The sequence below is a fragment of the Halonotius roseus genome, assembly GCF_006861655.1.
In the GTDB taxonomy this organism is placed as follows: domain Archaea; phylum Halobacteriota; class Halobacteria; order Halobacteriales; family Haloferacaceae; genus Halonotius; species Halonotius roseus.
In genome coordinates, this window is record NZ_SESI01000004.1 from 64,041 (window position 1) to 88,777 (window position 24,737).

26 protein-coding genes and 2 tRNA genes are annotated in these 24,737 nt (G+C 63.1%); 3 read left to right on the forward strand and 25 right to left on the reverse strand.

What is annotated here, in order from left to right; all coding sequences use genetic code 11:
• Window positions 1-96 precede the first annotated feature (96 nt).
• Together EWF95_RS12330 and EWF95_RS12335 are read left to right on the forward strand one after the other, a co-directional pair.
• Window positions 97-2,523, forward strand: coding sequence for a hypothetical protein (locus tag EWF95_RS12330; RefSeq protein ID WP_142444393.1), 2,427 nt, complete (start codon window positions 97-99; stop codon window positions 2,521-2,523).
• A 76-nt stretch (window positions 2,524-2,599) separates the two neighbouring features.
• Complete coding sequence (locus EWF95_RS12335; protein ID WP_142444394.1) at window positions 2,600-3,499, forward strand: hypothetical protein; 900 nt, start codon at window positions 2,600-2,602, stop codon at window positions 3,497-3,499.
• A 2-nt stretch (window positions 3,500-3,501) separates the two neighbouring features.
• Here the strand turns inward: EWF95_RS12335 and EWF95_RS12340 are convergent, their stop codons facing one another.
• The 19 genes from EWF95_RS12340 to EWF95_RS12430 form a co-directional block, all read right to left on the reverse strand.
• On the reverse strand, window positions 3,502-4,557 hold the full coding sequence (locus EWF95_RS12340; protein ID WP_142444395.1) for an Mrp/NBP35 family ATP-binding protein: 1,056 nt from the start codon (window positions 4,555-4,557) through the stop codon (window positions 3,502-3,504).
• A gap of 66 nt (window positions 4,558-4,623) precedes the next feature.
• The gene (locus tag EWF95_RS12345) at window positions 4,624-5,418 is read right to left on the reverse strand and encodes an isopentenyl phosphate kinase (RefSeq protein WP_142444396.1); all 795 of its coding nucleotides are present in this window, start codon (window positions 5,416-5,418) and stop codon (window positions 4,624-4,626) included.
• Window positions 5,418-6,434 carry a mevalonate kinase gene (gene mvk, locus EWF95_RS12350; RefSeq protein ID WP_142444397.1) on the reverse strand — a complete coding sequence of 339 codons (1,017 nt, stop codon included), beginning with the start codon at window positions 6,432-6,434 and terminating at the stop codon, window positions 5,418-5,420. The genes EWF95_RS12345 and mvk overlap by 1 nt, the downstream gene beginning before the upstream one ends.
• A 448-nt stretch (window positions 6,435-6,882) precedes the next feature.
• Window positions 6,883-8,031: a PAS domain-containing sensor histidine kinase gene (locus EWF95_RS12355; RefSeq protein WP_185911785.1), complete on the reverse strand. Its 1,149-nt coding sequence runs from the start codon at window positions 8,029-8,031 to the stop codon at window positions 6,883-6,885.
• 509 nt (window positions 8,032-8,540) lie between these two features.
• On the reverse strand, window positions 8,541-9,605 hold the full coding sequence (locus EWF95_RS12360; protein ID WP_142444399.1) for a CNNM domain-containing protein: 1,065 nt from the start codon (window positions 9,603-9,605) through the stop codon (window positions 8,541-8,543).
• A gap of 65 nt (window positions 9,606-9,670) precedes the next feature.
• Window positions 9,671-10,576 carry a hypothetical protein gene (locus EWF95_RS12365; protein WP_246055719.1) on the reverse strand — a complete coding sequence of 302 codons (906 nt, stop codon included), beginning with the start codon at window positions 10,574-10,576 and terminating at the stop codon, window positions 9,671-9,673.
• A 103-nt stretch (window positions 10,577-10,679) separates the two neighbouring features.
• A complete protein-coding gene (gene rpsB, locus EWF95_RS12370; protein ID WP_142444401.1) occupies window positions 10,680-11,594 on the reverse strand; it encodes a 30S ribosomal protein S2 in 915 nt (304 codons plus the stop codon).
• Window positions 11,591-12,790, reverse strand: coding sequence for a phosphopyruvate hydratase (gene eno / locus EWF95_RS12375; protein ID WP_142444402.1), 1,200 nt, complete (start codon window positions 12,788-12,790; stop codon window positions 11,591-11,593). Before eno ends, rpsB begins: the two co-directional genes overlap by 4 nt.
• A complete protein-coding gene (locus EWF95_RS12380) occupies window positions 12,787-12,960 on the reverse strand; it encodes a DNA-directed RNA polymerase subunit K (protein WP_142444403.1) in 174 nt (57 codons plus the stop codon). The genes eno and EWF95_RS12380 overlap by 4 nt, the downstream gene beginning before the upstream one ends.
• Window positions 12,957-13,151, reverse strand: a complete 195-nt coding sequence (locus EWF95_RS12385) for a DNA-directed RNA polymerase subunit N (protein ID WP_142444404.1) — start codon at window positions 13,149-13,151, stop codon at window positions 12,957-12,959. Before EWF95_RS12385 ends, EWF95_RS12380 begins: the two co-directional genes overlap by 4 nt.
• 12 nt (window positions 13,152-13,163) lie before the next feature.
• Window positions 13,164-13,562: a 30S ribosomal protein S9 gene (locus tag EWF95_RS12390; RefSeq protein ID WP_120099941.1), complete on the reverse strand. Its 399-nt coding sequence runs from the start codon at window positions 13,560-13,562 to the stop codon at window positions 13,164-13,166.
• On the reverse strand, window positions 13,556-13,993 hold the full coding sequence (locus EWF95_RS12395) for a 50S ribosomal protein L13 (protein ID WP_142444405.1): 438 nt from the start codon (window positions 13,991-13,993) through the stop codon (window positions 13,556-13,558). The genes EWF95_RS12390 and EWF95_RS12395 overlap by 7 nt, the downstream gene beginning before the upstream one ends.
• Complete coding sequence (locus EWF95_RS12400; protein WP_142444406.1) at window positions 13,990-14,343, reverse strand: 50S ribosomal protein L18e; 354 nt, start codon at window positions 14,341-14,343, stop codon at window positions 13,990-13,992. The genes EWF95_RS12395 and EWF95_RS12400 overlap by 4 nt, the downstream gene beginning before the upstream one ends.
• Before the next feature lie 27 nt (window positions 14,344-14,370).
• Window positions 14,371-14,455: transfer RNA gene (locus EWF95_RS12405), tRNA-Leu, on the reverse strand.
• Window positions 14,456-14,619: 164 nt separating this feature from the next.
• Window positions 14,620-15,369, reverse strand: coding sequence for a DNA-directed RNA polymerase subunit D (locus tag EWF95_RS12410; RefSeq protein WP_142444407.1), 750 nt, complete (start codon window positions 15,367-15,369; stop codon window positions 14,620-14,622).
• A gap of 1 nt (window position 15,370) precedes the next feature.
• Window positions 15,371-15,760, reverse strand: a complete 390-nt coding sequence (locus EWF95_RS12415; RefSeq protein ID WP_120099951.1) for a 30S ribosomal protein S11 — start codon at window positions 15,758-15,760, stop codon at window positions 15,371-15,373.
• A gap of 3 nt (window positions 15,761-15,763) precedes the next feature.
• Window positions 15,764-16,291 carry a 30S ribosomal protein S4 gene (locus tag EWF95_RS12420; RefSeq protein ID WP_120099953.1) on the reverse strand — a complete coding sequence of 176 codons (528 nt, stop codon included), beginning with the start codon at window positions 16,289-16,291 and terminating at the stop codon, window positions 15,764-15,766.
• Window positions 16,288-16,836 carry a 30S ribosomal protein S13 gene (locus EWF95_RS12425; protein ID WP_142444408.1) on the reverse strand — a complete coding sequence of 183 codons (549 nt, stop codon included), beginning with the start codon at window positions 16,834-16,836 and terminating at the stop codon, window positions 16,288-16,290. Before EWF95_RS12425 ends, EWF95_RS12420 begins: the two co-directional genes overlap by 4 nt.
• 20 nt (window positions 16,837-16,856) lie before the next feature.
• Window positions 16,857-16,942 (reverse strand) — tRNA-Ser (locus EWF95_RS12430).
• Between the two features lie 237 nt (window positions 16,943-17,179).
• Here EWF95_RS12430 and EWF95_RS12435 point away from each other — a divergent pair.
• Window positions 17,180-17,386 carry a hypothetical protein gene (locus EWF95_RS12435; RefSeq protein ID WP_142444409.1) on the forward strand — a complete coding sequence of 69 codons (207 nt, stop codon included), beginning with the start codon at window positions 17,180-17,182 and terminating at the stop codon, window positions 17,384-17,386.
• An 11-nt stretch (window positions 17,387-17,397) separates the two neighbouring features.
• On the opposite strand, the gene EWF95_RS12440 is transcribed toward EWF95_RS12435, so the two are convergent.
• The 6 genes from EWF95_RS12440 to EWF95_RS12465 all read right to left on the reverse strand — a co-directional run bounded on the left by EWF95_RS12440 (window position 17,398) and on the right by EWF95_RS12465 (window position 24,699).
• The gene (locus EWF95_RS12440) at window positions 17,398-18,552 is read right to left on the reverse strand and encodes an ABC transporter ATP-binding protein (protein ID WP_142444410.1); all 1,155 of its coding nucleotides are present in this window, start codon (window positions 18,550-18,552) and stop codon (window positions 17,398-17,400) included.
• Between the two features lie 33 nt (window positions 18,553-18,585).
• Entirely contained in the window at window positions 18,586-19,509 is a 924-nt protein-coding gene (locus tag EWF95_RS12445; protein WP_142444411.1) for a carbohydrate ABC transporter permease, read from the reverse strand.
• Window positions 19,506-20,501, reverse strand: a complete 996-nt coding sequence (locus tag EWF95_RS12450; protein WP_142444412.1) for a carbohydrate ABC transporter permease — start codon at window positions 20,499-20,501, stop codon at window positions 19,506-19,508. Before EWF95_RS12450 ends, EWF95_RS12445 begins: the two co-directional genes overlap by 4 nt.
• Window positions 20,502-20,525: 24 nt before the next feature.
• A complete protein-coding gene (locus EWF95_RS12455; RefSeq protein ID WP_246055721.1) occupies window positions 20,526-21,776 on the reverse strand; it encodes an ABC transporter substrate-binding protein in 1,251 nt (416 codons plus the stop codon).
• Window positions 21,777-22,249: 473 nt separating this feature from the next.
• On the reverse strand, window positions 22,250-23,785 hold the full coding sequence (locus EWF95_RS12460; protein ID WP_142444414.1) for a sodium:solute symporter family transporter: 1,536 nt from the start codon (window positions 23,783-23,785) through the stop codon (window positions 22,250-22,252).
• Between the two features lie 158 nt (window positions 23,786-23,943).
• Entirely contained in the window at window positions 23,944-24,699 is a 756-nt protein-coding gene (locus tag EWF95_RS12465) for an MBL fold metallo-hydrolase (RefSeq protein WP_142444415.1), read from the reverse strand.
• Between the last annotated feature and the right edge of the window lie 38 nt (window positions 24,700-24,737).

Consider the following 24,737-nt stretch of genomic DNA (forward strand, 5'->3'; position numbering starts at 1 on the left):
GACCGGGTGGCGTTGGTGGGGCTGTCACAGACCACACCGGTGTGTGACCGGCCACCAGCCCGCATATTTTAAGTCATTGGTTGAGTAGAAGGTTCCATGAGCCAGGGGCCAGAGACGGATGACCTCGTGACGGTGTCCAACGACGGTGTTGTCGTCGAGAAGACCGTCACAGCCGAGGAGTTCCCCGTCCCAGCGGTCGCGTTTACACTGACGTCGAACACCGATGTGCCGGTACATGTTCGGCTGACAGACCAGATCCCGAGTTCCTTTCCGATGGAGCGGATCGGGTTCCATCCGGACTACCACAGCGACGCGTGGACGGCCTACAAGAACCACCGCGTCGAGTTCGAGTACACCCTCGATCCAACCGAAACGGTCGAAACCGTCTACGGCATCCGGACTGATGACCCCGACGAGCTCCAGCAGTTCCTGACCGAACCCGAGATCAAGGAGATCGCCACCTCCGAGGATGACCCGACCGACATCGAGGGTGTTCTCGGCTCCGACAACAGCCAGCTCATCCGTGAGGTGTTGGCCGGCGAACGCTCCTCGCTGCCCGGCGCGGACGCGGGCGAGACACCGCTTGATGGCCCTGTCAACCCCAGCGATTCGGATGTCGATCCCGAAACACCGCCCGAGGAGGCCGGCGATGGGACACCACCGGCCGACGAGGCCCCGGCGGCCCCCACGGCCGCTTCCGACGCTGACGCCGCTGCCGACGCTATTGACGACACACCCCCGTCGGAACCCGCCGACGCGGAGCCCTCGATCGACGACGACGCCGACGATGACGGTGAGGACATCGACCCGCTCGATGCTGTCGATGTCGACGGTGATCCGACCGATGATGAGGAGTGGGGGCCGGAAACCGGCACAGACGCAGCAGACGAGCCGACCGATGATGAGGAATGGGGGCCGGAAACCGGAGTCGACGACGAGCCTGAGACGGAGCGAACCGATGATGAAGCGATTGCGGTCGACGACGATGCGGCTGCGACCGCCGACGATGACGACGCCATTGAGGACGATTCCCTTGACGCGGCAACTGAGGCCGGTGAAGAACCCGATCTTGATACCAACACCGAATCTGCTGTCGACGCCGAATCCGATGTGGATGACGACTCCGACGTAGACGCCGAGCCCGATATCGACGATGAAAGCGAGTCTGATGAGATCGACACCGACTTCGAGAGCGATCCAGCCGGCGAACCCGAAACCGACGAGGAGTCCGCTATCGACGATGAACTCGATGTCAACGACGAACTCGATGTCGACGATGAACCCGGTGTCGACGATGAGCTCGATCTTGACGACGAACCCGATCTTGACATCGAACCAGAACCCGAGGCCGGTGCTGACGACGCCGACACCGAGCTGATCGATGAGAGCGAGGAGGACGACGAGGACGCCCCCGACGATGACGCCAGCGACGCGGTCGACGAAGCTGATGAGGACACCATGACCCAGTCACCCGACGACGACGATGCCACAGCATCGACGGCCGACGAGTCGGATACCGCCGCGGCCACACCCGATGCCGCTGAGGGGATCGCGGCCGCCCTCGCCGAGGAGCTGCGCGAAGGGACGATCTCCGAGGAGGATCGTTCGGTGATCAAATCCGAGCTCGGGTTGGGGCTTCCCCGAAGTGCGGAGGTGCGGATCGAACGGCTCCAATCGCAGGTCGATGAGCTGTCCACCTACACGGACGCCCTCGAAGCGTTTATCGACGACCACGGGACGAGCGAGGACATCTTCGATAGCTTCCAAGCTGATATCGACGAGCTGTCGGCGACCGTCGAGGAGCTGGAGGCCGAAATCGAAGCCGACACGGCCGACAACGAGGCCGAGATCGACGCGCTGGAATCCGAGGTCGAAACGGCCACCGAGGAACTGTCAACCCTCTCAGAGACGGTCGACAGCCACGAACAGACGCTCGATGCCCTCGAATCGGATGTGACCGAACTCGACGACCGGCTGGACGAGACGGACACAACCGCAACAGAGGCCGCCGAAACAGCCGAATCGGCCAGCGACACCGCCGACGATGCCGCCGCCGCCGTCGAGGAACTCGAAGCCGATCTTGCTGACGCCACCGACGAGATCGAAAGCGTCATCGACGAGATCGACTCGGTTGCCGAGGAGGTCGACAGTGTCGATGCCACCGTCGACGATCTTGATGCGGTGGTTAACGACATTGAGGCGACAGTTGACGACGTCGAGGCAACAGTTGACGACATCGAAGGAACCGTTGACAATCTTGATGAGACGGTTATCGACACCCAGGATGATGTTGCGGACATCCGCGCGGAGCTTGATACGGTCGAGGGCGATCTGGGTGACAACATCGAATCCCTGTGGGATACGCTGCAGGAGATCGAAGAGCAGGCCGAGGCGGCCGCCGATGCGGACGATCTCGCCGAGATCGAAGCCCGGCTCGACGATGCCGAGGATGGTATCGAAGCCCTCGAACAGTTCCGTGAGGGGCTGAGCTCCGCCTTTGGCGTCGGCAACGACGACTCCTAATCGCTCTGGTGTCGGCTGTTTTCTGTCTGCATCGAAAACGGAATCCGTTTAGTCGGGGGCCACGAGAGTCCGTTTAATGACCGCGACGATCCCGGTCGCCGTTCCCAGAAAGGGGCGGCCGCTGGAAGCGGTGCTCGAACGGGTGGCTACCGTGGCCGATATCGACGCGCGTGCCGACAGCATCATCTCCACGCTGCGCTACGAGAAGGCACTCACGAAAGGCACCAAATCGGCCGACGAGAGCCCCTATGAACGGCTGGCCGACTACAGCGAGACAGGCGATCCCTCCGCCCCGGAGTACACGCTCCTGCGGGACGACCGCGAGGGGTTTCCACGCCGTGTCGTCTTCGACAGCCTCTCGGTGTCGGTCGACGACATCACCCTCCGGCTGATCGGCCGCGAGGAGCCGTTTCGCGCGCTGCGAACCCACGAGTTCGCCCTCGGCTTCGACAGCGCGGATCTCGTCTTGGAGGAGGTCGTCGAGCTCCGCCCGGAGGGGATCGGCTCGCTGGCGGAGATCAACGCCCGCATCAACCCCCAGGACACCGATGTCGCTGTCGTGACCGGCCTCGGCGATACGGTGTACCACACGCTGTTGGCGACGCCGGAGGCCGTCGGCGAGACGGCGACGCTTGACCGTGAGTTCGTCGCCGACTACCGCGGCCCGCTGTGTATCTCACCGCGATACGAACGGCTTGTTGAGGCCGTCCTTGGCACAGCGGCGACCGACGGCGTCGAGTTCGCCTATCCGACCGAGACGGCCGAGGAAGAGGCCGCGATCGCCGACACCGGGGTCGGCGTCTATCTGACCGTTACCGGCTCGACCGCCCGGGAACACGGGCTCGTGCTTGGCGAGCAGCTGTTCCCGAGTGAGACCGTGCTCATGGAAAACACCGCTGAGGCCGACGCGGCCGTCGAGGCAGCCACACAGCTGCTCACCGATCCGGCGACCGAGACCGCCCTCCAGGTTGAGTAACGCTATCTCTCCGCACCCTTGGCGTGCGTGCTCGCCTGTTGTCGCCGAATGATCCCGACGTTGTTGGCGACACGCTCGGTCATCGTTTTGAACGCGGTCGCCGTTTCGCCATCCGATCGGACGATCGGCTCGCCGCCGTCGCCGCCGGCCCGGATCGCCGGATCCAGCGGGATCGCCCCGAGGAACGGGAGGTTCTCCTCGTCGGCGAAGTCCTCACCGCCGCCGGCACCGAAGATATCGTGGCGGCCGCCGCAGTCGGGACAGCGGAACGACGACATGTTTTCGACGATCCCCAAGACGGGTGTTTCGTGTTCGCCGAACATGCGCAACCCCTTGACCGCGTCGTCGATGGCGACCTGCTGGGGTGTCGTGACGATCACCGCCCCTGTTAGCGGCAGCGTCTGGAGCACCGTCAGCTGGGTATCGCCCGTCCCCGGCGGGAGGTCGACGACGAGGTAATCCAGCTGTCCCCACTCGACATCCTCGACCAGTTGGGTCAGCATCTTGTGTACCATCGGGCCACGCCAGATCACCGGATCGTCGGGGCCGACGAGGAAATCCATGCTCATCAGTTTCAGCCCGTACTGCTCCGGTGGGATCAGCGTCTTCTCCTCGGTAGCGTCCGGGGCCTCGTCGCTGTCGACCATGCGGGGGACGTTCGGCCCGTAGATGTCGGTATCGAACAGCCCGACCCGCGCGCCGCGCTCGGCCAACCCCGCCGCGAGATTCACCGACACCGTCGATTTGCCGACGCCGCCTTTCCCGGAGGCGACGGCGATGATGTTTTGGATGTTGGGCAACACCTCCTCGTCGGTGTGCAGCCCTGACGGCAATGCCGCCGTCAGCTCGATCTCACGGCCGGTGTCGGACAGAGCCGCCCGTATATCGTCGGCGATCTGTGACTCGTGGGGGGCGTACGGCGCGCCGAGAGCCAGCGAGAGCCGAATCGTCTCGTCGTCGACATCGACCGCGTTGACGAGCCCGAGAGAGACGATATCGTCGTCGAGATCGGGATCCTCGACAGTCGACAACAGCGATCGCACGTCGTCGTCGTTCATGCGTGGAGGTCGGCGAGTCCGCCGAATAAGGGTTTGGTACCTGCCTGTTGACCTGCCGTGGCTGTCTCACGCGCCGTCGATCAGCGTCCCGACATCGTCGTCAGCGAGAAAGCCGGCGATGGCGTCAGGCCCGAAGATGTGGGCCGGCGCGCCGAGGGCAAGCAGCTCTCGCACCTTGGCGGCCATCCCGCCGCTCACGTCGGTCGACTCGCTGTCGCCCAGGGCGGCCGCAACCGACCCAAAATCGGTGATCGACTCGATCACGTCGCCGTCGGTGTTGAGGACGCCTGGAACCGTCGAACAGAGACCGACACGCGACGCACCGAGTCGCTCGGCCAGTCCCGTCACGATCTCGTCGCCACTCAGGACGGTCACGCCCTTCCCGGCGTGGGCGACGACATCGCCGTGTAACACAGGAATAAATCCTTCGGCGCGCAGCCCTGCGACCGCGGCCGTCGGCAGCGACAGCCCGGCGTCGGCGTCGCGGGCGGCAGCCGACAGCGGATGGACGGGAACCGCAGGGACGCCCGCGGCTTGCAGCCGGTCGACGACGACGCTGTTCAGTCGTTTCATCGCGCCGTGGATCGCCGTCACCGCCGCCGGATCGTGGGTGCCCTCGGTCGTCGAGACGCCGTGGTCGGCAGCGTGAACATGGCCGAAGCTGCCGCCGCCGTGGACGACGATCAACTCGGCGGGGCCAGCGGAGGCGTCGCCGTCCGCAACCCCAGCAGCAGCGATCGCCGAGACAACGCTGTCGAGTGCATCGTCGTCGACGGTTTCCGGGCTGTCCTTGTCGGTGATGACGCTGCCGCCGAGTTTGAGAACCGTCAGGTCGACGCCGGCGGTCGCGTCGCCGGCCATTATGGCTCCTCCAGGCGAACGCCCTCGGTGGCGAGTTCGGCGCGAAACGCCTGCTCACAGTCCGTCGTGTACTGGAGACTCGTCTCGGTTTCGTCGGTCGCGTCGAGGGCGACGATACAGCCCCCGCCGCCCGCGCCGGTGAGCTTCGCGCCATCCGCGCCAGCCTCACGGGCCGCCCAGACCATCGTATCCAGCGACCGCGAGGAGACGCCGAGCGCGGAGAGGAGGCCGTGGTTGATATCCATGAGTTCGCCTAGTTCACCGATCAGTTCCGCGCTCGGATCGCTGTCGGGATCGGCGTCGGCCAGCAGCGACTCGCCTTCCCGGACGATGTCGCCGATGGCTTCGACCGTGTCGGCGGCGAACTCGTAGCGATCCCGCAGCGAGCGTACGCCGGCGACCAGCTGGCCGGTGTCGCCCGCGCCGCCGTCGAAGCCGACGACGAAGGGAAGTTCCGGCGTGTCGAGGCGGGTGCAGTCGTCGCCCTCGACGCGAACCGCACCCCCCATCGTCGAGCAGAAGGTGTCCGCGCGGGAGGCTTGGCCGTCCTGCACATCGTACTCGGCCCGATAGGCACGATCGGCGAGTTCGCGGCGGTCGAGCGGCTCGCCGAGTGCGCGCGTCGCGGCGTCGATGCCGGCGACGACGACCGCCGCCGAGGAGCCCAGCCCCGCGCCAAGCGGGATCTCGCTGTCGACGGAGATATCGAAGCCGGCGTCGGGCGCGTCGGCCGCCTCGCGGGCCTGTTCGACCGCGGCGTCAACGTAGCCTGTGGCCGCATCGAGCAGCGGTTTCGGCACGTCGACATCCGGCCGGTCGTCGGGGCTGTCGGCGTACTCGACGGCGAACCCGTCGAGGGTGAGATCCTGGGCTTCGACGCGAACGTGGCTGTCATCGCGGGGTTCGACGGTGACCGTCGCCCGGCGTTCGATCGCGCACGGAACCGCCGGCTCGCCGTAGACGACGGCGTGCTCGCCGAAGAGGTACACCTTCCCCGGCGCGCTGACGACCGTCATCGCTCGCCTCCGGGTGTAGTCGGATCGGGGGTTGCCGTCGCGTATCTCATCTGTATGTGCCGCACTGTAGCGTAGGTTTTTATATGGTTGCATGAGAACCAGAGAGTGTGAACGCCAACCACACCGGTTGGCACTCACGTGTTTGGGGTGCGGCCCTCGCCCTCCTCAAACGGGAACAGGGAATGCGCGCTGCGTCCGCATGGTGATGCGGACACATTGTTTTCGAACTAGTGAGCAATTAGTGACGGGTGCTACCTGTAACTCAAAATCCGCTCTTTCTCACACGACGTGCATGAAGCCGGTGTGGGTGTCTGCGGCACTGTCTCTCGGACTGGTGATTTACAACTACTCCCAAATCGGTAGCTAATTCGAGCTAAAGGATGCTCAAGCGACGAGACAGATAGGTATGACACGCTTCAGCGAATCTCACATCAAAAGGCTACAGCCCTCACCTACTGAGTTCAGCGTTCGAAATGACGAACTTCGCACCGCCAGCCTCACTTTCAGTGATATGAATATTCCACTGATGGGCATCAACGATCCGCTCAACGATTGCTAATCCCAGTCCGGTTCCAGTGGCGGCTGTCGTCTCTCCGATGTCGAATAGCCGCTCGCGGTCGTCGGACGGGATGCCAACACCGTCATCCGTGACGTAGAATGCAGTGGCCGTATTCTCCCGGGTTGATGTCCCCATTGTGTTGTGGATGCCCACGCGGATGGTTACCGACTCATCGTTGTGTTCAATCGCGTTCCGGAACAGATTCTCGAACAGACGTGAAACCCGAGTGCGATCACACGTGAGTGTGAACTGATCGACTACCTCCAAATCAGCCTCTTTGGTTTCAACCACATCCCACGCTCCGTTGACGATCGTCTCGATCGGCACCGAAGCGGTATCGGTTATCGCATCACTCTCACGCGTGAGCACGAGCGTATCGTCAACGAGGGTCTTTATCCGATCATGAGCGTTTTCGATACGCGAGACCCGATCTTCGTTTTCTGGTGTCTTGATCTGTTCGAGGGTTCCCTCGGCGATATTGATCGGATTTCGGATGTCATGGGTGAGTACCGAAGCGAACTCCTCAAACTGCTGGATTTTTTGTTCGAGCTCGGCCTCCCGTCGTTTGAGGCTAGTAACATCGCTATAGATGGCAAAGGCGTACTGTTTACTTACTCTTTCAGCCGGGACAGCACGCAATAAAAATTGGCGCGTGCCGTTTGCTGTCTGGCGGCTCACGACCGCATCAATGTAGTCCCCGGTTGCGATCTCTTCGTGTAACTCGGTGGCCTGTGTTTCAGCCTCCTCAGGGACAAGTGCCCCGGTAAGTGATTGGCCGATAATGTCGCTGGCGTCGTAGCCGAAGACATCCTCGAATGCGGGGTTGACACCGCAGATGATCGGCTCGTCTGCGATACACTCGACTTCAACGACGGCATCCTGGATCGTTCGAAACAGGTGTTTGAATCGGCGGAGTGGCTGCGAATGGGCGGTAATCGGGTGCGTGGTCTCTGCGGACTGTTTTGGAGTTGGCTCACTATCCGTTCCTGCCTGTTCTTCGGTTTCTGAGGGAACTGAATCGTAATCGCTCCACGGCACAGGTTCGGAGGTTGCTGACTCATCGAAGTAGGTCTCCCGTACCTGTCGAACAAGAGACGGATGCACTCCAACCGAGTCAGCGATAGCTGCATCACTCAACTGCGGGTTTTCGACCGCGAGGTCAACGATCTCCTGTTTCGTCTCGCTGAACGAAACGGTATTGGAGGGATTCATTGCCACTCACCACGGAAGACGGTACGATCAGCCGAGGCTGTTCGCCGTTCGGGACGGCTCCACCTTGCACTCGCCTCCGTTTGAGTTCTGTTCACATTTGTATCTGTAGTATCTCTATACGTTTCAATCTAGTTTTATTCTCGTTGAGTCACATATAAGACTCGTAATTGTGAAAATAAGCATATTTCGGTCATAAAAGCTAGCTTGCATGGATTAGTGGAACTTATACTGACCATCTGATTCATTCAAATCGGTGAAAACCAACTACTGAATGCACGCTCTACTTTCTGATTGGTAGACAGAAACTACTGTTTCACAGTGTTCGGTAGGAGCCCTCACCGATTAGATCGCTTATCCAGCGGATCTTCGAGGTCGCCCATCACGGCTTCGAGCGCGTCGGTCGCCGTCACCAACCCGACGACCGCGCCGTCCTGCAACACGAGCGCAAGCTCCTGTTCCTCGGCTTGGAACTGATCGAAAGCGTCGCTGACGCTTGTCTCGGCGGCAACCGTCATCGTCGGCGCGGCGATCCCCTCGAAGGTCTCCTCGCCGGCCTGTAGTGCGTCGTAGTGGTCGATGATCGACGGCGAGTAGACGATGCCCCGGAAATCCGTTAGCTCGTCGCCGACGAGCGGGAACCGGGTATGTGGCGTGTTCCGAATCCGGTCGAGGTTTTCCGACACTGACCGCTCGGTCGACAACGCGACGATGTCGTCGGCCGCCACCATGATCTCGCTGATCGGGAGCTCGCCGACGTCGAGGGCGTTGAGCACCTCTTCGCGTCGTTCCTCGGGGATCTCGCCCTCGTCGAGCAGCGAGCCCAGCTCGTTTCGCAGGTCGGCGCGCGATTCCAGCACATCCTCCTCGGTTTCGAGCCACGCGCCGGTCATCTCGATGCCGAACAGGCCAAGGGTGCCTTTGGCGACCCAGTCGCCAAGCGTGATCAGCGGCGAGATGAGCCAGTTGAACCAGTAGAGTGGGGTCGCGCCGTACCGACAAACGAACCGCGAGCGCTCAACCCCGAGGTAGGTCGGCGTCTGCTCGCCGTGGGTGAGATGGACGAGGTTGATGATCCCGAAGGCGATGATCGCGCCCGCGCCGACAGAGGCCAGCGGGCCGCCGACGAACAGCGGCTCGAAGATGGCCGCGAGGGCGGGTTCGGCGATGATCCCGACAGCGATGGAGGAGGCGGTAATCCCGACCTGGCAGGTCGTCAGATAGATTTCGAGGTTCTGGGTCATCTCCCAGGCGCGTTCGAGCGCGGGGCGGTCGCCGATGAACTCGCTTTTCTCGAACTGGCGGGCCCGGGTCAGCGCGAACTCGATGGCGACGAAGAAGCCGTTGGTGAGGATCAACGCGACCCCGGCAAGGAGGCGGAGGGACAACTCAAGCGGTGTCATCGCCCGCGGCTAGCTCGTTGCTCGCCAAAGAAGGCCATGGAATCGAGCGTCCGGCGACGACGAGGTCAGTCCGGGTGGTCGATGTAGAGCCCATAGCGGTACAGCTGGTCGGCGTACCACAGCAGCCTGCCGTTCAGGCTGTCGTCGGCATCAGCAACGCCGAGTGCCGCAAGCACCGCCTCGTACTCCGTCGACAGCGGCGTCGACTCCGTGTGCTCGCCGCCGAGCGCGCGATCCAGCAGGTCACGGGCCGCCGTCGACAATGATTCATCGTCGAGTTCGGCATCGATCTCGGTCGCAAAAACGATCTCGCGGAAGCCGGCCTCGCTGTCGGCAACGGGGATCGCCCGTGTCGTGTACCCCGTCTCGCGGATCGACTCGGTGGTAACCGAGACTCGGTATGGGAAGCCGCCGTCCTCAGTCATCGTGATGACTCGCCCGTCGAGGTCGCCACTCGCCAGCCGGCTGTCACGCTCGGCCGGTCGCCGGAGAACGTAGGCGTCATCACGGAGTAGGTCGGCCGTACTCCCCGCGCCGCGGGTCGCGCTGTTGGAGTGGAGGATCTTGATCACCCGTGCGCTCGGTCGGTCGAGGCTGTCGACGTGGATAGCGTCGCTGTCGACAGCGTCGTCGTCGATCGACTCCACATGAACCAGCGTTCGATCCATCTCCTGGCGGCCGGTGACCGCGCTATCGATCTGGAAATATCGCCCCTCGCCGGCGACGTAGCTGTCTTCTGGTAGCGGCGTGAAACCGTACGTCCTGTGTGTGCCATCGGGGATAATAGCGGCCAGCGCGGTGCGGGCGGGATCGCCGAACAGCGGGTCGTCGCTCGGCTTGTACAGCGCGTGCTCGGTCGGGCTGGCGTCGATCGTGTCGATGCTGAGTGTGTATTCGGTCGGCTGGTCGCTGTTGCTGAAACCACTGCTCGTGCAGCCGGCAAGCCCGGCCAGTACTGCCGGGGTGGTCACTTGGAGAAGTCGGCGTCGACTTGGGGACATACCCGGAGCTTTGTCCGAACACACTTGCGAGTATCGAAGCCGAAACAACGCAAAATCGAACGGTAAAACCAGCTTACAGCGCGTCTTCGAAGTCTTCGAGCTCGTAGAGCGTGCCGGCGTTGCGTCGGTCGAGCGTCTCGTTGGCAAGCAGCCAGTAGACGACACTCAGCGCGCGGCGACCCTTGTTGTTAGTCGGCACAACGAGGTCGACGTTGCTGACCTGGTTGTTGGAGTCACACATCGCAATGACCGGGATGCCGACGGTGATCGCCTCCTTGACCGCCTGGGCGTCGCCGATCGGGTCGGTGACGACCAACACGTCGGGCTCGATGTAGCCCGCGTAGTCGGGGTTGGTCAGCGTCCCTGGGATGAAGCGGCCCGTTCGGGCTCGCGCGCCGATGGCCTCGGCGAACTTCTCGGCCGGGAAGCGACCGTACTGCCGCGAGGAGGTCACGAGGATCTGCTCGGGATCGTAGTTTTCTAGGAAGTCCGCGGCGGTGCGGATACGCTGGTCGGTCTGGCTCACATCGAGCACGTAGAGCCCATCGTCACGGACGCGGTGGATGAACCGCTCCATGTCGTGGGTCTTCTGTTGGGTACCAATGTGGACACCCGCGCCGAGGTAGTCCTCGACAGGAATGAGAAGGTCGGCCTCATCGTCCGGCATCACGTCGTCATCGAACGGCGTGGCTTCCTCCTCCTCATCTTCGGCGTCCGCTGCGGTTTCGTCCGCGGCATCGCCATCGGCTTCGGCGTCGGCGTCGTCAGCGTCGGCGTCGGCGTCAGCAGCCTCGTCGGCTGCCTCAGCGTCGACCTCGGCCGCGTCGTCAGCGTCAGCGTCGCCGTCTGCCTCGGTTGCTTCGGCCTCCTCGGCGGCCTCGCTGGCGGCGTCGGTGGCGTCCGGTTCGTCATCGACAGGCTCCTCGGCGTCGGCGTCGGCCGCCTCGGCGTCGTCCTGTTCTTCGAGTTCTGTGTTGTTGTCGCTCATACTGCGTCGTCCGCGATTCGGATCAGTTCGTTTAGCTTGGCGGTGCGTTCGCCGGCAACGGTGCCGGTCTTGATGTAGTCGGCGTCGGTGGCGACCGCCAGATGGGCGATCGTCGTATCTTCGGTCTCTCCCGAGCGGTGGGAGATGATCGTCTTGTAGCCGTGTTTGACGGCCAGCTCGATCGCATCGAAGGTGTCCGACAGCGAGCCGATCTGGTTGGGCTTGATCAGGATGCTGTTGGCCGCGCCGGCGTCGATGCCGTCCTGGAGCCGCGAGACGTTGGTCACGAAGAGGTCGTCGCCACAGATCAGCGTCTGGTCGCCGACCTGGTCGGTTAGCTCGGCGAAGGCCTCGTAGTCGTTTTCGTCGAGTGGATCCTCGACGTATGCGAGGTCGTACTCCTCGACGAGGTCGGCGACGTACTCGATCTGTTCGTCGGTCGACTTCTCGCCGTCGCTGTACTGGTAGGCACCGCCTTCGTACATCTCCGCGGCGGCCATATCGAGACCGAACTTGATCTCGAAGCCAACCTCGTCGGCGACCTCCGAGACCGCCTCGTCGACGATCTCGAAGGCTTCCTCGTCGCTGATCGGCGGGGCCCACGCGCCCTCGTCGCCTTTGCCCGCGCCGATACCGCGCTCATCGAAGATGTCGCCGATCCTCGCGTGGACAGCGGCGTTGGCGAAGACGGCCTCCTCGACGCTCGGCGCGCCGACCGGAGCCGAGAGGAACTCCTGGATGTCGGTGGCGTCTTTGGCGTGTTCGCCGCCGCCGACAACGTTGCCAAGCGGGATCGGGAAGTTGTCGCCGCGGAACGCGCCGCCGAGATGCTGGTAGAGCGGCGCGCCCAGCGTATCGGCACCGGCCTTGGCGGCAGCCATCGAGATGGCGACCGCGCTGTTGGCACCGATCTCCGAGAAGTTGTCGGTGCCGTCAGCCGCTCGTAGCGTGTTGTCGACTGCGCGTTGATCGCCTGCGTAGACGCTGTCGACCAGCCGTGGCACCGCGTGTTCGCGGGCGTTGGCGATGGCTTCCTTGGCCGGCAGTTCGATCGCTTCGTACTCGCCGGTCGAGGCACCCGAAGGTGCTGCGGCGCGGCCGAAGCCGCCGGAGTCGGTCAGGACATCTGCTTCGACCGTGGCGTTCCCACGGGAGTCGAGCACGCGTCGGAGTGAAATCGAGCTGATTCGTGTCATTGGTCTCGGTTGATTGTAAACGGCAGGACGCCCGCGTCGTACTCCTCGGCGGCGATGAGGATCGGCTCGCTTTGGTCGGTCTCGACGAGCACCGGGGCCCCATACGAGATCTGCAGCGACCGCGCGCCGAGAATGCGGGCCTTCTCGTAACGGTTGTAGTGCATACTCATTGGTATGGGGCAACTACGTCGACGAGATCGGTGTGCGATACCATCATGCGCCGACAACAGTGGCGGGTGATCCCCAGGTCGTCGAGTACCTCCGCGGGGTCTTCGTCGCCGTCGCTGGCGCGTTCCTCGAATGCCTCGTAGTGTTCACCGATGACCGTGCCACAGGTGAAACACCGGACTGGGATCATCATGCGTAGGTCACCTCAGCGGTAGGACTTCTGGTAGCGCGCCCGTGCACCCGGGCCGCCCCACTTCTTCTTCTCGGATTGCCGAACATCGTTGACCAGCAGCGAGCGATCGAACTCGCGGTAGGCCTCGCGCAGTTCGGCATCGTTGTGATGCTGGACGAGCCCGCGGGCGAGGGCGGTGCGGACGGCGTCGGCCTGGCCGCTGAAGCCGCCGCCCTCGACGGTCACGTCGATGTCGACGCTGTCTCGCAGATCGTCGTCGGCGATGCGGAACGGTTCCAGCATCTTGAGCTGTGCCATCTCCGGTTCAACCAGCTCGACTGGCTGGGAGTTGATCCGGACACGACCCTCACCCTCACGCACGGTTGCGCGGGCGATGGCCGTCTTCTTTTTACCTGATGTGTTGGTTACCATGTAACGTTTGCCCCCAGTTTCTCGGAGATCTCGCCAAGCGAGATGAACTTGATATTCGAGAGTCGATCCAGTGAGGTGCCCTCAAGCACCTCGCCATCCTCGTCGTATGGGTTGCCGAGGTAGACGCGGACGTTCTCGAAGGCCTCACGGCCGTGATCCTGCTTGTACGGCAACATTCCGCGGATCGCCCGCTTGAAGATGCGATCCGGCCGTTTCGGGTAGTACGGCCCGCTGTCGGAGCCGACATCGGCGCGTTTCCGGTAGGTCTCCATCGTCGACTCCGGATTGCCGGTGATGACGGCGTGTTCGGCGTTGACGACGGCGACGCGATCGCCGTCGAGGACTTTCTGGGCGACCTCGCTGGCGACGCGACCAAGGATGCAGTCTCTGGCGTCGATGACGACATCGACATCAAACTTGGCCGCGCTCATCGAATCACCCGGACGTTACTACCCTCGGGATTGCTGTCGAGGGCCTCTTCGAGTGTCACCGCGTCGCCGACCTGCCCGATCTTACGGCGGGCGGTCGAGGAGAAGTCGACGGCGGCGATCGTGACATCTGTTTCAAGCACACCACTGCCCAGCACCTTGCCGGGGACAACGACGGTCTCGTCTTCCCGGGCGTATCGCTCGATACGACCGAGGTTGACTTCCGCGTGGGTGCGCCGTGGCTTTGCGAGACGGTCGGCGATATCGCGCCAGACACCGGCGTCTGACTCGCCTGCAACCGTCCGTAGCTCGGCGATGAGACTCTGTAGTCTCGGATTCGTTTTGCTGCTCATGAATACTGCTCCTGAGAGAAATCGGAGTGCAGGGAGCAGGATTTGAACCTGCGGACCCCTATGGGACAGCGCCCTGAACGCTGCGCCGTTGGCCTGACTTGGCTATCCCTGCACGCACTCCGAGGTACCGCACACCACGGCTTACCTGTTTCGATCCCACGCCGGTCTGTCATCGACCGACGGCCACGGCTCGACGGCCACACGGCTACAGGGCCGGGGCGGCGAGCGCGTGAGTGGATCGAGTCTGTCATGGTGGTGTCCGGTGGGTGCAGTCAGCTAAACGGTGACTGCGTCGTGTAGTTCGTCCGCGCGGTCGCCGAGCGATTCGGCGGCGCGGAGCACCAGTTCCTCGACATCGAAGGAGCCGTCCGTCTCGACGTGGAACACGTAGGCTCCAGGCACGTCTTCGACGGTCAGCTCTGTGCCGGGGTATCGGTTGGTGAGATCGTGATCGAACTCCTTGGTGAGGATAACCTCGCCCTCGTCGGTTTCGATCGCCCCACGCAGGATCTCCGGCTCCTGTTCGTCGAACTCGCCGATGTCGTCGCCGACGGTGACTGACTGGAGATGGCGGAAGCCGACAGCCACGCCGCCCTGCTGTTTGGCGTGATCCTTGCCGGTATCCAACACCGCATCGGCCTCAAATTTGAGGCTGTGACCTTCTTTGAGCTCGACGATCGGGATGTTGTCGTCTGCCGGCTGCACCAGCTCGTCGCTGGATTCGATATCGCCGGAGTAGGCCGTCGCCGGCCCCTCAACATCGAGAGCGACGGTGACGGTGTCACCGATCTCAAAGTCGTTCAGCGGCGTTGTCAACGGGACGAGACCCAATCGGAGGCCGATCATCTCGTCGAACATGACCGAGGAGTTCTCGGTGAACCGAACGCTGTCGATGGCGAACGTCGGCACATCGGCGACCATCGCCCGGCGGAAGCCGTTGGCTAACGCCGGCGTCAGCCCGCGAACAACGAAGCGGGCTTGCCGATCGTCGCGTTCGATGATCTGAACGTCGAATTGGCCTGACATACTAGAGTCGCTTGTTTTTCGGCGCGCGTGTCCCGTCGTGTGGGATCGGGGTTACGTCCTCGATGCGGCCGATCTCGATGCCGGCCCGGGCCAGCGCGCGGATCGTCGCCTGCGCGCCGGGGCCGGGGGATTTGTTGCCGTTGCCGCCGGGGCCGCGCACGCGAACGTGAACGCCCTCGATGCCCGCAGCCTTCGCCTTCTCGGCGACGACCTCGGCCATCTGCATGGCGGCGTACGGCGACGCTTCGTCGCGGTTCTGCTTGACCACGGTACCACCGGACGATTTGGCGAGGGTTTCCGCGCCGGTCTGGTCGGTGATCGTGATCAGCGTGTTGTTAAACGAGGAGAACACGTGGGCGATGCCCCACTTGTCGTCTTGTGATTCGCTCATTGGTTACTCCTGGGCCTCCGCCCGTGCTGGATGTAGGTCGTCTGCGAGTGGGCTGGTCTCATCGTAGCTGATCGCCGACTCCTCGGCGACCTCGATGGTGCGGGAGGGCGTCGTCGCCCGGGCACCGTTGACGGTGATGTGGCCGTGAGAGATGAACTGCCGGGCCTGCTGTGGGGTGCTGGCCAGGCCATCCCGGTAGACGACCGTCTGGAGTCGTCGTTCGAGGATGTCGGTGACCTCAAGCGACAGAATGTCCGTAATGGTGTCGTTGTCGCCGAGGATCCCGTAGCGGCGGAGCTTGGCGAGGAACTCGCTGCCGGCTTCGGCAGCGGCCTCGGTGTCGCCCTGTGCCTCGCCGATGAGACGGCGGGCCTCCCGTCGGATCGAACGGAGTTCCGACTGGGCACGCCAGAGCTCTTCTTTGTTTTTCAGGCCGTAGCGACCGATGAGGCCACTTTCTTCGGCGATCCGTTCACCCTGGTAGGGGTGGTTTGGCGTCTCGTAGCCGACGGTGTTTTGGCCGGTTGTCATTCGTCGTCATCCCCTGCGGCCGCCTCTTCTTCGGCTGCCGCCTCTTCTGCTTGCTCCTCTTTGATCCGCTCGACGTTGACACCGATCGTCCCTTCGGTACGACCGGTGGATTTGGTGCGCTGGCCGCGAACCTTCTGGCCGCGCTTGTGGCGAATCCCTTTGTAGGAGTCGATCATCTGCATGCGGTTGATATCCTGTCGACGCTGCTCTTCGACCTCACTGCCCACGATGTGGCTGGATTCACCGGTAAAGAAGTCATCCTGCCGGTTAACCATCCACTCTGGGAGGTGTGACTCAAGGTTTTCGACGACCTCGACAATGCTGTCGATCTCGTCGTCCTCAAGCAGGCCAAAGGTGGCTGTACGGTCGATATCGGCAGCCTCGGTCACGATGCGTGCCGTGCGCTGGCCGATACCTTTCATGTCTGTGAGACTGCGTTCGACGCTCTTCGTGCCGTCGAGATCGGTCTGCCCGATCCGGACGAAGTACCGGAGGTCTTCGTCGTCCTCCGCCGTCGAACCGTCCTCGGTGTCTTCTGCACTCATAGCTAGTTCAGTTGTGCGAGCGTTGCGGCGGGGATTCGAACCCCGGAGGCAGTGACGCCACAGAGTTAGCAACCCTGCGCCTTGGGCCATGCTTGGCTACCGCAACCCGCGGTTGTCGGTTATATCAGCGCCCATCACGGACTCGGGGCCGGTCGCCCCTGCAGTACTACGAGTAGTCGAAGCCTTGTCGGTTACTTAAGGGTCACGAATAGTCGGAGGCATGGTGTAGTGTCGCACATGGTCAGTGGCATGGTGTAGTGTCGCACATAGTCGGTGGCAGGTGTCGCACAGCAGCCATCGATGAAACCGGATTCATTTTACTCACCGACGGAAACACTGAGATATGACCGACCAAAGTGACGACCCCGAGGTGCCGATCATCTGTGAGGAATGCGGCACCGAAACGACGGTGGCACTGTCGGAGCTTGAAACGCAACTCGAACGACACAACGACAACCGCCACGATGGCGAGAAACACGCGACCGTCGATCCGACGCTCAAATCACAGCTCCAGGATCTCGTTGCCGAAGATCTCGGGCTGTTTGAGTAGCTCGACCGCGTTCAGAGCACCTGTTTTGTTGCGTCTTCGGAATCGAAGGTGCGGTTGTGGACGGCCACACCGGTATCGGTATCGAAGAGGTGGATCGAATCCGGCGGGAACGTGGCGATGACCTCGTCGCCGGCCGACACATCTCTGAGCCCGCTGACGGTCGCGGTGAACGTCACCGGGTCGTCGACGCTGCGATCGAAGGTGAGGTGGATCGTGTTTTCGTCACCCCGCGGCTCGACGACATCGACGGTTACCTCGAACTGGTAGTTGTCACTGAGCCCGCCGGGATCCTTGATCCGGATATCCTCCGGGCGAATCCCGAAGTCAACATGTGATCTGCCGGCGACAGCCTCCTGTTGGGCCGGCTTGAGCGGGTACTCGAAGCGGTCGATAACGAGGGTGTCGTCGTCGACAGCCATCTCGAAGAAGTTCATCGAGGGATCGCCGATAAAGCCCGCCACGAACCGGTTATTTGGGGTGTGGTAACACTCCAGCGGCGTGCCGACCTGCTGGAGAATACCGTCGTCGAGGATGGCGATCCGGTCGCCCATCGTCATCGCCTCCGTCTGGTCGTGGGTGACGTAGACGGTCGTCACGTCGAGGTCGTTTTGGATTCGCTGGAGCTCCGTCCGCATCGTCGCCCGCAGCTTCGCGTCGAGGTTGCTCAGCGGCTCGTCCATGAGGAATGCTTCGGGCGCACGCACGATTGCGCGGCCGAGAGCGACGCGTTGCTGCTGGCCGCCGGAAAGCTCCGACGGCTTGCGGTCGAGCAGCTCCTCGATCTCCATGAGTTCGGCGGTGTCTTCGACCGTTTCGTCGATCTCCGCCTCGGCCATGTCGGTCGACTCCTCCAACCCGAAGCTCATGTTCTCCCGGACGGTCATATGCGGGTACAGCGCGTAGGACTGAAACACCATGGCGATGTCCCGCTCGGCCGGTGGCTTCTCGTTGATGCGCTGGCCGGCCAGCCGGATCTCGCCGCTGGTGATCGTCTCTAATCCCGCGATCATCCGCAGCGTTGTCGACTTCCCGCAGCCGGAGGGGCCGACCAACACGAGGAACTCGCCGTCCTCGATGTCGACCGACACCTCGTCGACCGCGGTGATCTCGTTGCCGTCGTCTTCGGTGAATACCTTCGTTACGCCGTCGAGTGTGAGTTCTGCCATCAGTGTGAACCTCCGCTATGATCGATTATCATGCTATGCAGCGACCCCCTTGGCGAACTTGTCGCCGAAGAAGACGTACACCAACAGCGTCGGCAACGCCGCCAGCAGCGCGGCGGCCATCCGCAGCGGGAAGTTCGTCCCCGACTGGGAGACGCCGATGCCGACGAGATCCTGGGTGACGACCGCCGCGTCGCCGAACTGGATGATCGTCAGCGCGAACAGCAGGTCGTTCCAGATCTGGGTGAACTGGTAGATGAACACCACTGCGAACATCGGGATCGACAGCGGCAGGATGATCCGCCGGTAGATCGTCGCCACCGACGCGCCATCAAGCTGGGCGGCCTCGACCATCTCGTCGGAGAGCTTCTTGTAATGGGCGCGGAAGAGTAGCGTACAGATCGGCAGCCCGTAGGCCGTATGGGTGACGATCAGCGCGACCAGTTTCCAGTGGTAGCTTTCGACGAACGGCAACGCTGCCAGCGGTTGGAAGGCCGCTTGCAGCGGGACGACGTTGTACCAAAACTGCGTCAGCGGAACGAGCACAGCCTGGTAGGGGATGAAGATCCCGGCGACAAAGAGGATGTAGATCCCGATCTGGCCGCGCCAGTCGATCGTCGTCAGCCCGAAGGCGGCCATGCTGCCGAGCAGCCCCGAGAGGATCGTCGCCGGGACGACGAGGATGACGCTGTTGACGAGTCCCTGGCCGAGCCCGTCGATGGCGCCCTGCCACGGCTCCAGCGAGAACTCGCCGGTGTTCGGCACCAGCGGCTCCAACGGCGGGAGGTACGGAAAGCTCCCGGTGTAGCTTGCGGGGTTAATGATCGAGGTCATGATCCCCGTCTCGATCGGGATGAGGTAGAACGCGCCCATCCCGACGAGGACGGCGTAGAGGATGATCCGCCGCAAGGAGTGGCCGAACAGCGACCGCTCGCCGACCCATCCCGTTTCGGTGCTCATAGCTCACCCCGCTTGTACTGTGAGTAAATGTACGGCGTCACGATTGCCAGTGCCATGAGGAACAGGATCACCGCAATCGCCGAACCGTAGGCCCAGTTGCCGTTGGCGTAGGCCTCACGAACCATCCGAGTGGCGAGAATGTCGGCCGACGGCCCCGGTTGGTAGCCCCCGTACATCGAAAACAGGAAGTCGAAGGCCTTCAGCGAAAAGACAGTGAGCACGACGAGCGCGCTCACTGTGGCCGTCCTGAGCTGCGGGATGATCACGCGCCAGTACATCCGGAGTGTGCTCGCGCCGTCAACGCGGGCGGCCTCGAAATGGCTGGTCGGGATCGCCCGCAACCCCGCCAGGTAGACGATCATCGCATAGCCGCTGAACTGCCAGATCAACGCGAAGGCGACAGCGGCCAGCTTCAGATCGGGGTTCTGGACGATCTCGACAGGACCGACGCCGACGCTTCCAAGCAGGAGGTTGACCAGCCCGGTTTCGACGTTGTACATGTAGAGCCAGAACTTCGCCGTGACGACGAACGACAGGCTCATCGGCAGCAGGTAGATCGTCCGGAACGTGTTCTCAAAGCGGATCTCCTGGTCAACAAGGATCGCCAACACGAGTCCAAGGGCGAGACAGACCACCGAGAACGAGACCATCAGGACGACCGTGTTCCACGCCGAGTTCCAGATGGGTGAGACGGTGAGTTCTGACCACGAGGGCGTCCCGCCGAAGAAGGCGATCACGTAGTTCTCGAAGTCGAGCGCGGTGTAATCGGGCGATCCAAGCCCCTGGAAGTTCGTCAGCGAGAGGACGATGTTCCAGATGATCGCCCCATAGATGAACAGCCCGACGAGCAGGAACGGCGGGAGCCAAAACGGGGCTGATCGCACCGAATCGCGGTCGAGGATCGAGCCAGCCTGTGAGGCGGTACCGCCGTCTGCGCGAAGCTCACGATGCTTCGAGAGGCGTCGTCTGAGGACAGTAAGTGGGTTGCGCATAATGCGGGAGTGGGGAGATCCCGATCAGTTGAACGCGCCGATCAGGGCCTCGGCCGTCGCGGCGGCGTCGTAGTCTTCGAGGAAGCCACTGAACGCGTTGAGGATGTTGGTTCTGATCCCGGGGGCGACAGCCAACCCGTGTTGGATCGACGGCGGCTGATTGTCAGCCGCGTTGAAGTCGTCGTACTGATCCTGCTGGAAGGTGTTGAGTGCGGACACGTCGGCGTCGCTCCGCGGCGGGATCGACCCTTTCTCGGCGTTGAACAGCACTTGGCCCTCCGCGCTGCCACAGTAGCTGAGGAACTGCCGGGTCGCCTCCGGCGAGGGGTTGTTCGCCATGTAGGGGAACGAGTCCATGTTGAGCAGGTAGTTCCCGCTCGTGCCGGGGTAGGTCACCTGGTTCCAATCCTCGCCGTAGTTGAAGTCGTCGGCACCGCTGTAGGCACCCGCGGCCCAGTCACCCTGATGGATAAAGGCGGCATCGCCATCCATGACCATCGTGTTGGCCTCGGTGAAGCTGATCGACGAGGAGTCACCCGGGTAGTAGTCGCTGAGGTCGATCACCGCTTCGAGCGCGCTCTCGACGGCCGCGCTGTCGCCGTTGCCGTTGATGAACGCCTCGTAGCCGTCGATGCCGGCCTGTCCGAGGAGGATCGTCTCCCAGAGTTGAACCGTCGACCACGCGCCGGATGTCTGCTGTGCGAACGGGACAGCGTCGGTCTCCGAAGCGATTGTCTCGCAGGCGGCGGCGACATCAGCCGCGGTTTCGAAGCTCTCGGGGTCGACACCGGCTTCCTCGACGACCGCCGTGTTGTAGAAGAGATTGTTGATCCGGTGGATGTTCAGCGGGACGGTGACGTAGGTACCGTCGTACTGGGCCTGTTCCTGTGGGCCAGCCAGATAGTTCTCCTTGAGGTCGTCGTTCCACACGTCGCCCTCGATGTCCTCGTAGGCACCGTCGTAGTTCTCCAGGTTCTTGCCCGGCCACAGCTGGAACGTACTCGGTGGGTCGTTGGCCTGCAGTTTGTTGAGGACGACCTGATCCAGATTACTGCGGGCCGCGCCGTCAACCGGCTCCTCGGCGAACTCGACATCGGGGTGTTCCTCCTGGAAGCCCTCGATGAGGGCCTCAATCGCCGCGTTACCGTCGCCGGACGACCACGCGTGAAGCAGTTCAAGTTCGTTACCGCCGCTCCCGCCGTCGCCGCCGCCATTACCGCCACCGCTGCTACAGCCCGCCAATCCGGCGATGGCTGCGGCACTGGTAGTCGTCAATACAGTACGACGTGAGAGAGTGGATTCGTGTTCTGACATTTGTGTACAACCTCGGGGGGACCGTGTGCCGGTAGACTGCCCGGAATCTACCCGCAACCGCGATGCACGGATCCGCTGGTCGTGGAAAAACACTAAGCTGCATTAACAATTATGTAGAATATAATTTATATAGCATTTCGAAACCGGATACTATACGTGGTTTGTAAACTATATCCGGTTTCAGATTTCGAAATAATTGCCAGCGACTACGGGTGGTACAACAGTTTCATACAAACGACCGTCGATGAACCGGCGACACAGCCGTCTCTTTTTTAGATTTACTGGCCGCTGCGGATCGTATGGTAAACGACAACACATCCACGCGAATCGTTACCGACGAACAGCCACGAGCAGCCACACCACGTAGCCGAAGGCGACCAGTACGGCCACGATCGACCCCCAGACGAGGCCGCCGAACAGCAGGCCACCGGCCATCAGTCCGACACCTCCGAGGTCGTCGTTGGCGACTCATCGGCCGGCGGCTCGGCCGGCTCCTCGAAGGAGCGGATCTCCGTCGCCAGCGAGCCGAAGGAAAACGCCGCGTCGCCGGCGGCGGTCGCCGCGGCCGTCACCGCCGCCGAGACGAGCGTCGCGCCGAGAAATGCCGGCAGGAACGCCGGCTCCGGGAGGAGTCCACCCACGCCGGGGAGGGTCGCCACGAGCCCGCGGAGCGTCGGCATGTAGGCCACCCCGACGGCCAGTCCGGCGAGACTCGCCGCGAGCGCGCCGCCCTCGGTGAGGCTCCGGGCGTACAACCCCCAGATCAGCGGGACGAAGACGGCGGCCGCAAAGAGATCGGCGGTCAGAAACAGCGCGAGCACGCTGTACTGCTGGGCACCGATGACGACCGCGCCGACGGCGACCAGCACGGTGACCGCCCGGCCGGTGAGCCGCAGCGAGCGGTCGTCGTCGATATCGACGATCCGGGCGAGGTCGACGGTGACGAGACTCGAGATCGCGTTGAACATCGTATCGGCAGAGCTCATCACCAACAGGACGACTAGCATGACGACGACGAAGGCGATCACATCAGGCAGGGCCTCGGTGACGACGAGGAAGAACGCGACGCTGTTGGTCTCCGGTGTCGTCAGCCCGAGGCCGGCGGCGGCGACGCCGAACAGCCCCGACAGCAACACCATCGGGATCACGGTGAGCGCGGCGATCCCGAAGGCGCGACCCAGCGTCGCCGCGCCGTCGGCGGCGTGGACGCGCTGCCAGATCCCCTGATTCAGCATGTTGGCTCCGAGAATGGCGAAGACAACGTAGAGACCAAACTCAAGGCCGGGGCGAAAGCCCGGATCGAGCAGGGTTGGATCGGTCGCCATCGCCGTCCGGTAGAGCTCGCCCGTCCCACCCAGCGAGACGACGGCCGCCGCAAAGCCGACCGCCAACAGCGGGAGGATCACGAGTGTCTGGACAGTATCAGTGAAGATGCTGGCGACGAGGCCGCCGTAGGCCGTATAGAGCAGGACGAACCCGCCGACGACGGTGGCGGTCTGCCACGGCGGGACGCCGGCGATCAGTTCGAGCGCGCCTGCGATCCCGGTCATCTCCGCGGCGAGGAAGACGAACATGTAGAACACCGAAACGATGAGGACGAAGCCGTACATCGCCGGGCCGAAGCGGACGAGCACGAACTCAGTCAGTGAGTGGCCGCTCGGCATGAGTTCTCGAATCCGCTTGCCGACCGGGATGAACAGCAACAGCGGGATCGCGCTGCCGACGGCGTAGCCGAAAACGGCCGTGATCCCGCCGAAGGCCGCGCCCGCCTCCGCGGGACTGAACAGGATCCACGCGCCCATCGTCGAGGCGATCAGCGTCGCGGTCGTCATCCCCGTGCCCGTGGAGTTGCGTGCGGTCAACAGATCCTCCACGCTGCCGACGCGCCCGCGGGAGTACAGCAGCCCTGCGACGGTGAACACCGCCAGCGTGGCGATTGTCAGGCCGAGGCCCAGTGTTGTCGAAACCATGCTATACTCCCTCCGAAAGCCGGATTCGAGGCTTGTGTCGTCGAGACATTCGGTTCAGTAGTGCGGTACCGACCGCGACGTATATAATTAGCGAATACAACTGTCGAATAACTCAATCTACAGCGCGTACGCTGGCACTGAGATGACAGCCATCCCGTTCACAAAACTGACACCCGGAGTCCGTCGCGGGCAACGTGAACCTCGCCAGCGAACCCGTCAGCGATGGTCGCACACATCTCCTCGTGGTTGCCCTCGGTGTGCGGGTAGAGATGGGTCAGATACAGATGGTCGACGCCGCTGTCGGCGAAGGCCGCACCGAGTTCGCTCGGCGTCGGATGGCCGTCGACATCGACCGAGTCGGGAAACGAACAGTCGTGGGCGACGACATGACAGCCCTCGACGAAGTTCGTCAGCCCCGCAAAGGCCTCCGAGTCGCCCGAAAAGCCGAAGACTGCGTCGCTGTCGGCATCGGGCGCGAAGCGGTAGGCCAGACAGTCCATCGAGTGTCGCGTTTCGTGGCTCTCGACATCGAAGCCCGCGACGGTGACGCTCTCGCCGGCGACGATCTCTCGAACCTGGAGGTCGACACGGCCGTCGAGATAGTCATGGACGGAGAGCAGCCCATCGAGCAGTTCCTTCGTGCCGACGGGGCCAACGACCTCCAAATGCTCCTCGCCGGCAAGCCAGCGCGCTTTGAGCAGCGGCAGCAGGTCGGCGACGTGATCGAGATGGAGATGGGTCAGCAGGACGGTGCTTACGCCCTCGTAGCCAACGTCGGTCGACGCGAGGCGGTGGAGGACGCCGCTGCCGCAGTCGACCAGGAGTGTGCGGTCGTCGTGCGTCAACAGGAGTCCGGTTTGCATGCGGTCGCCGGTTGGCATCGCGCTGCCCGTTCCGAGGAACGTGACCTCCATACTCGGCGTGTACGCGTCGGCGTGGAAAGCGGTTGCGA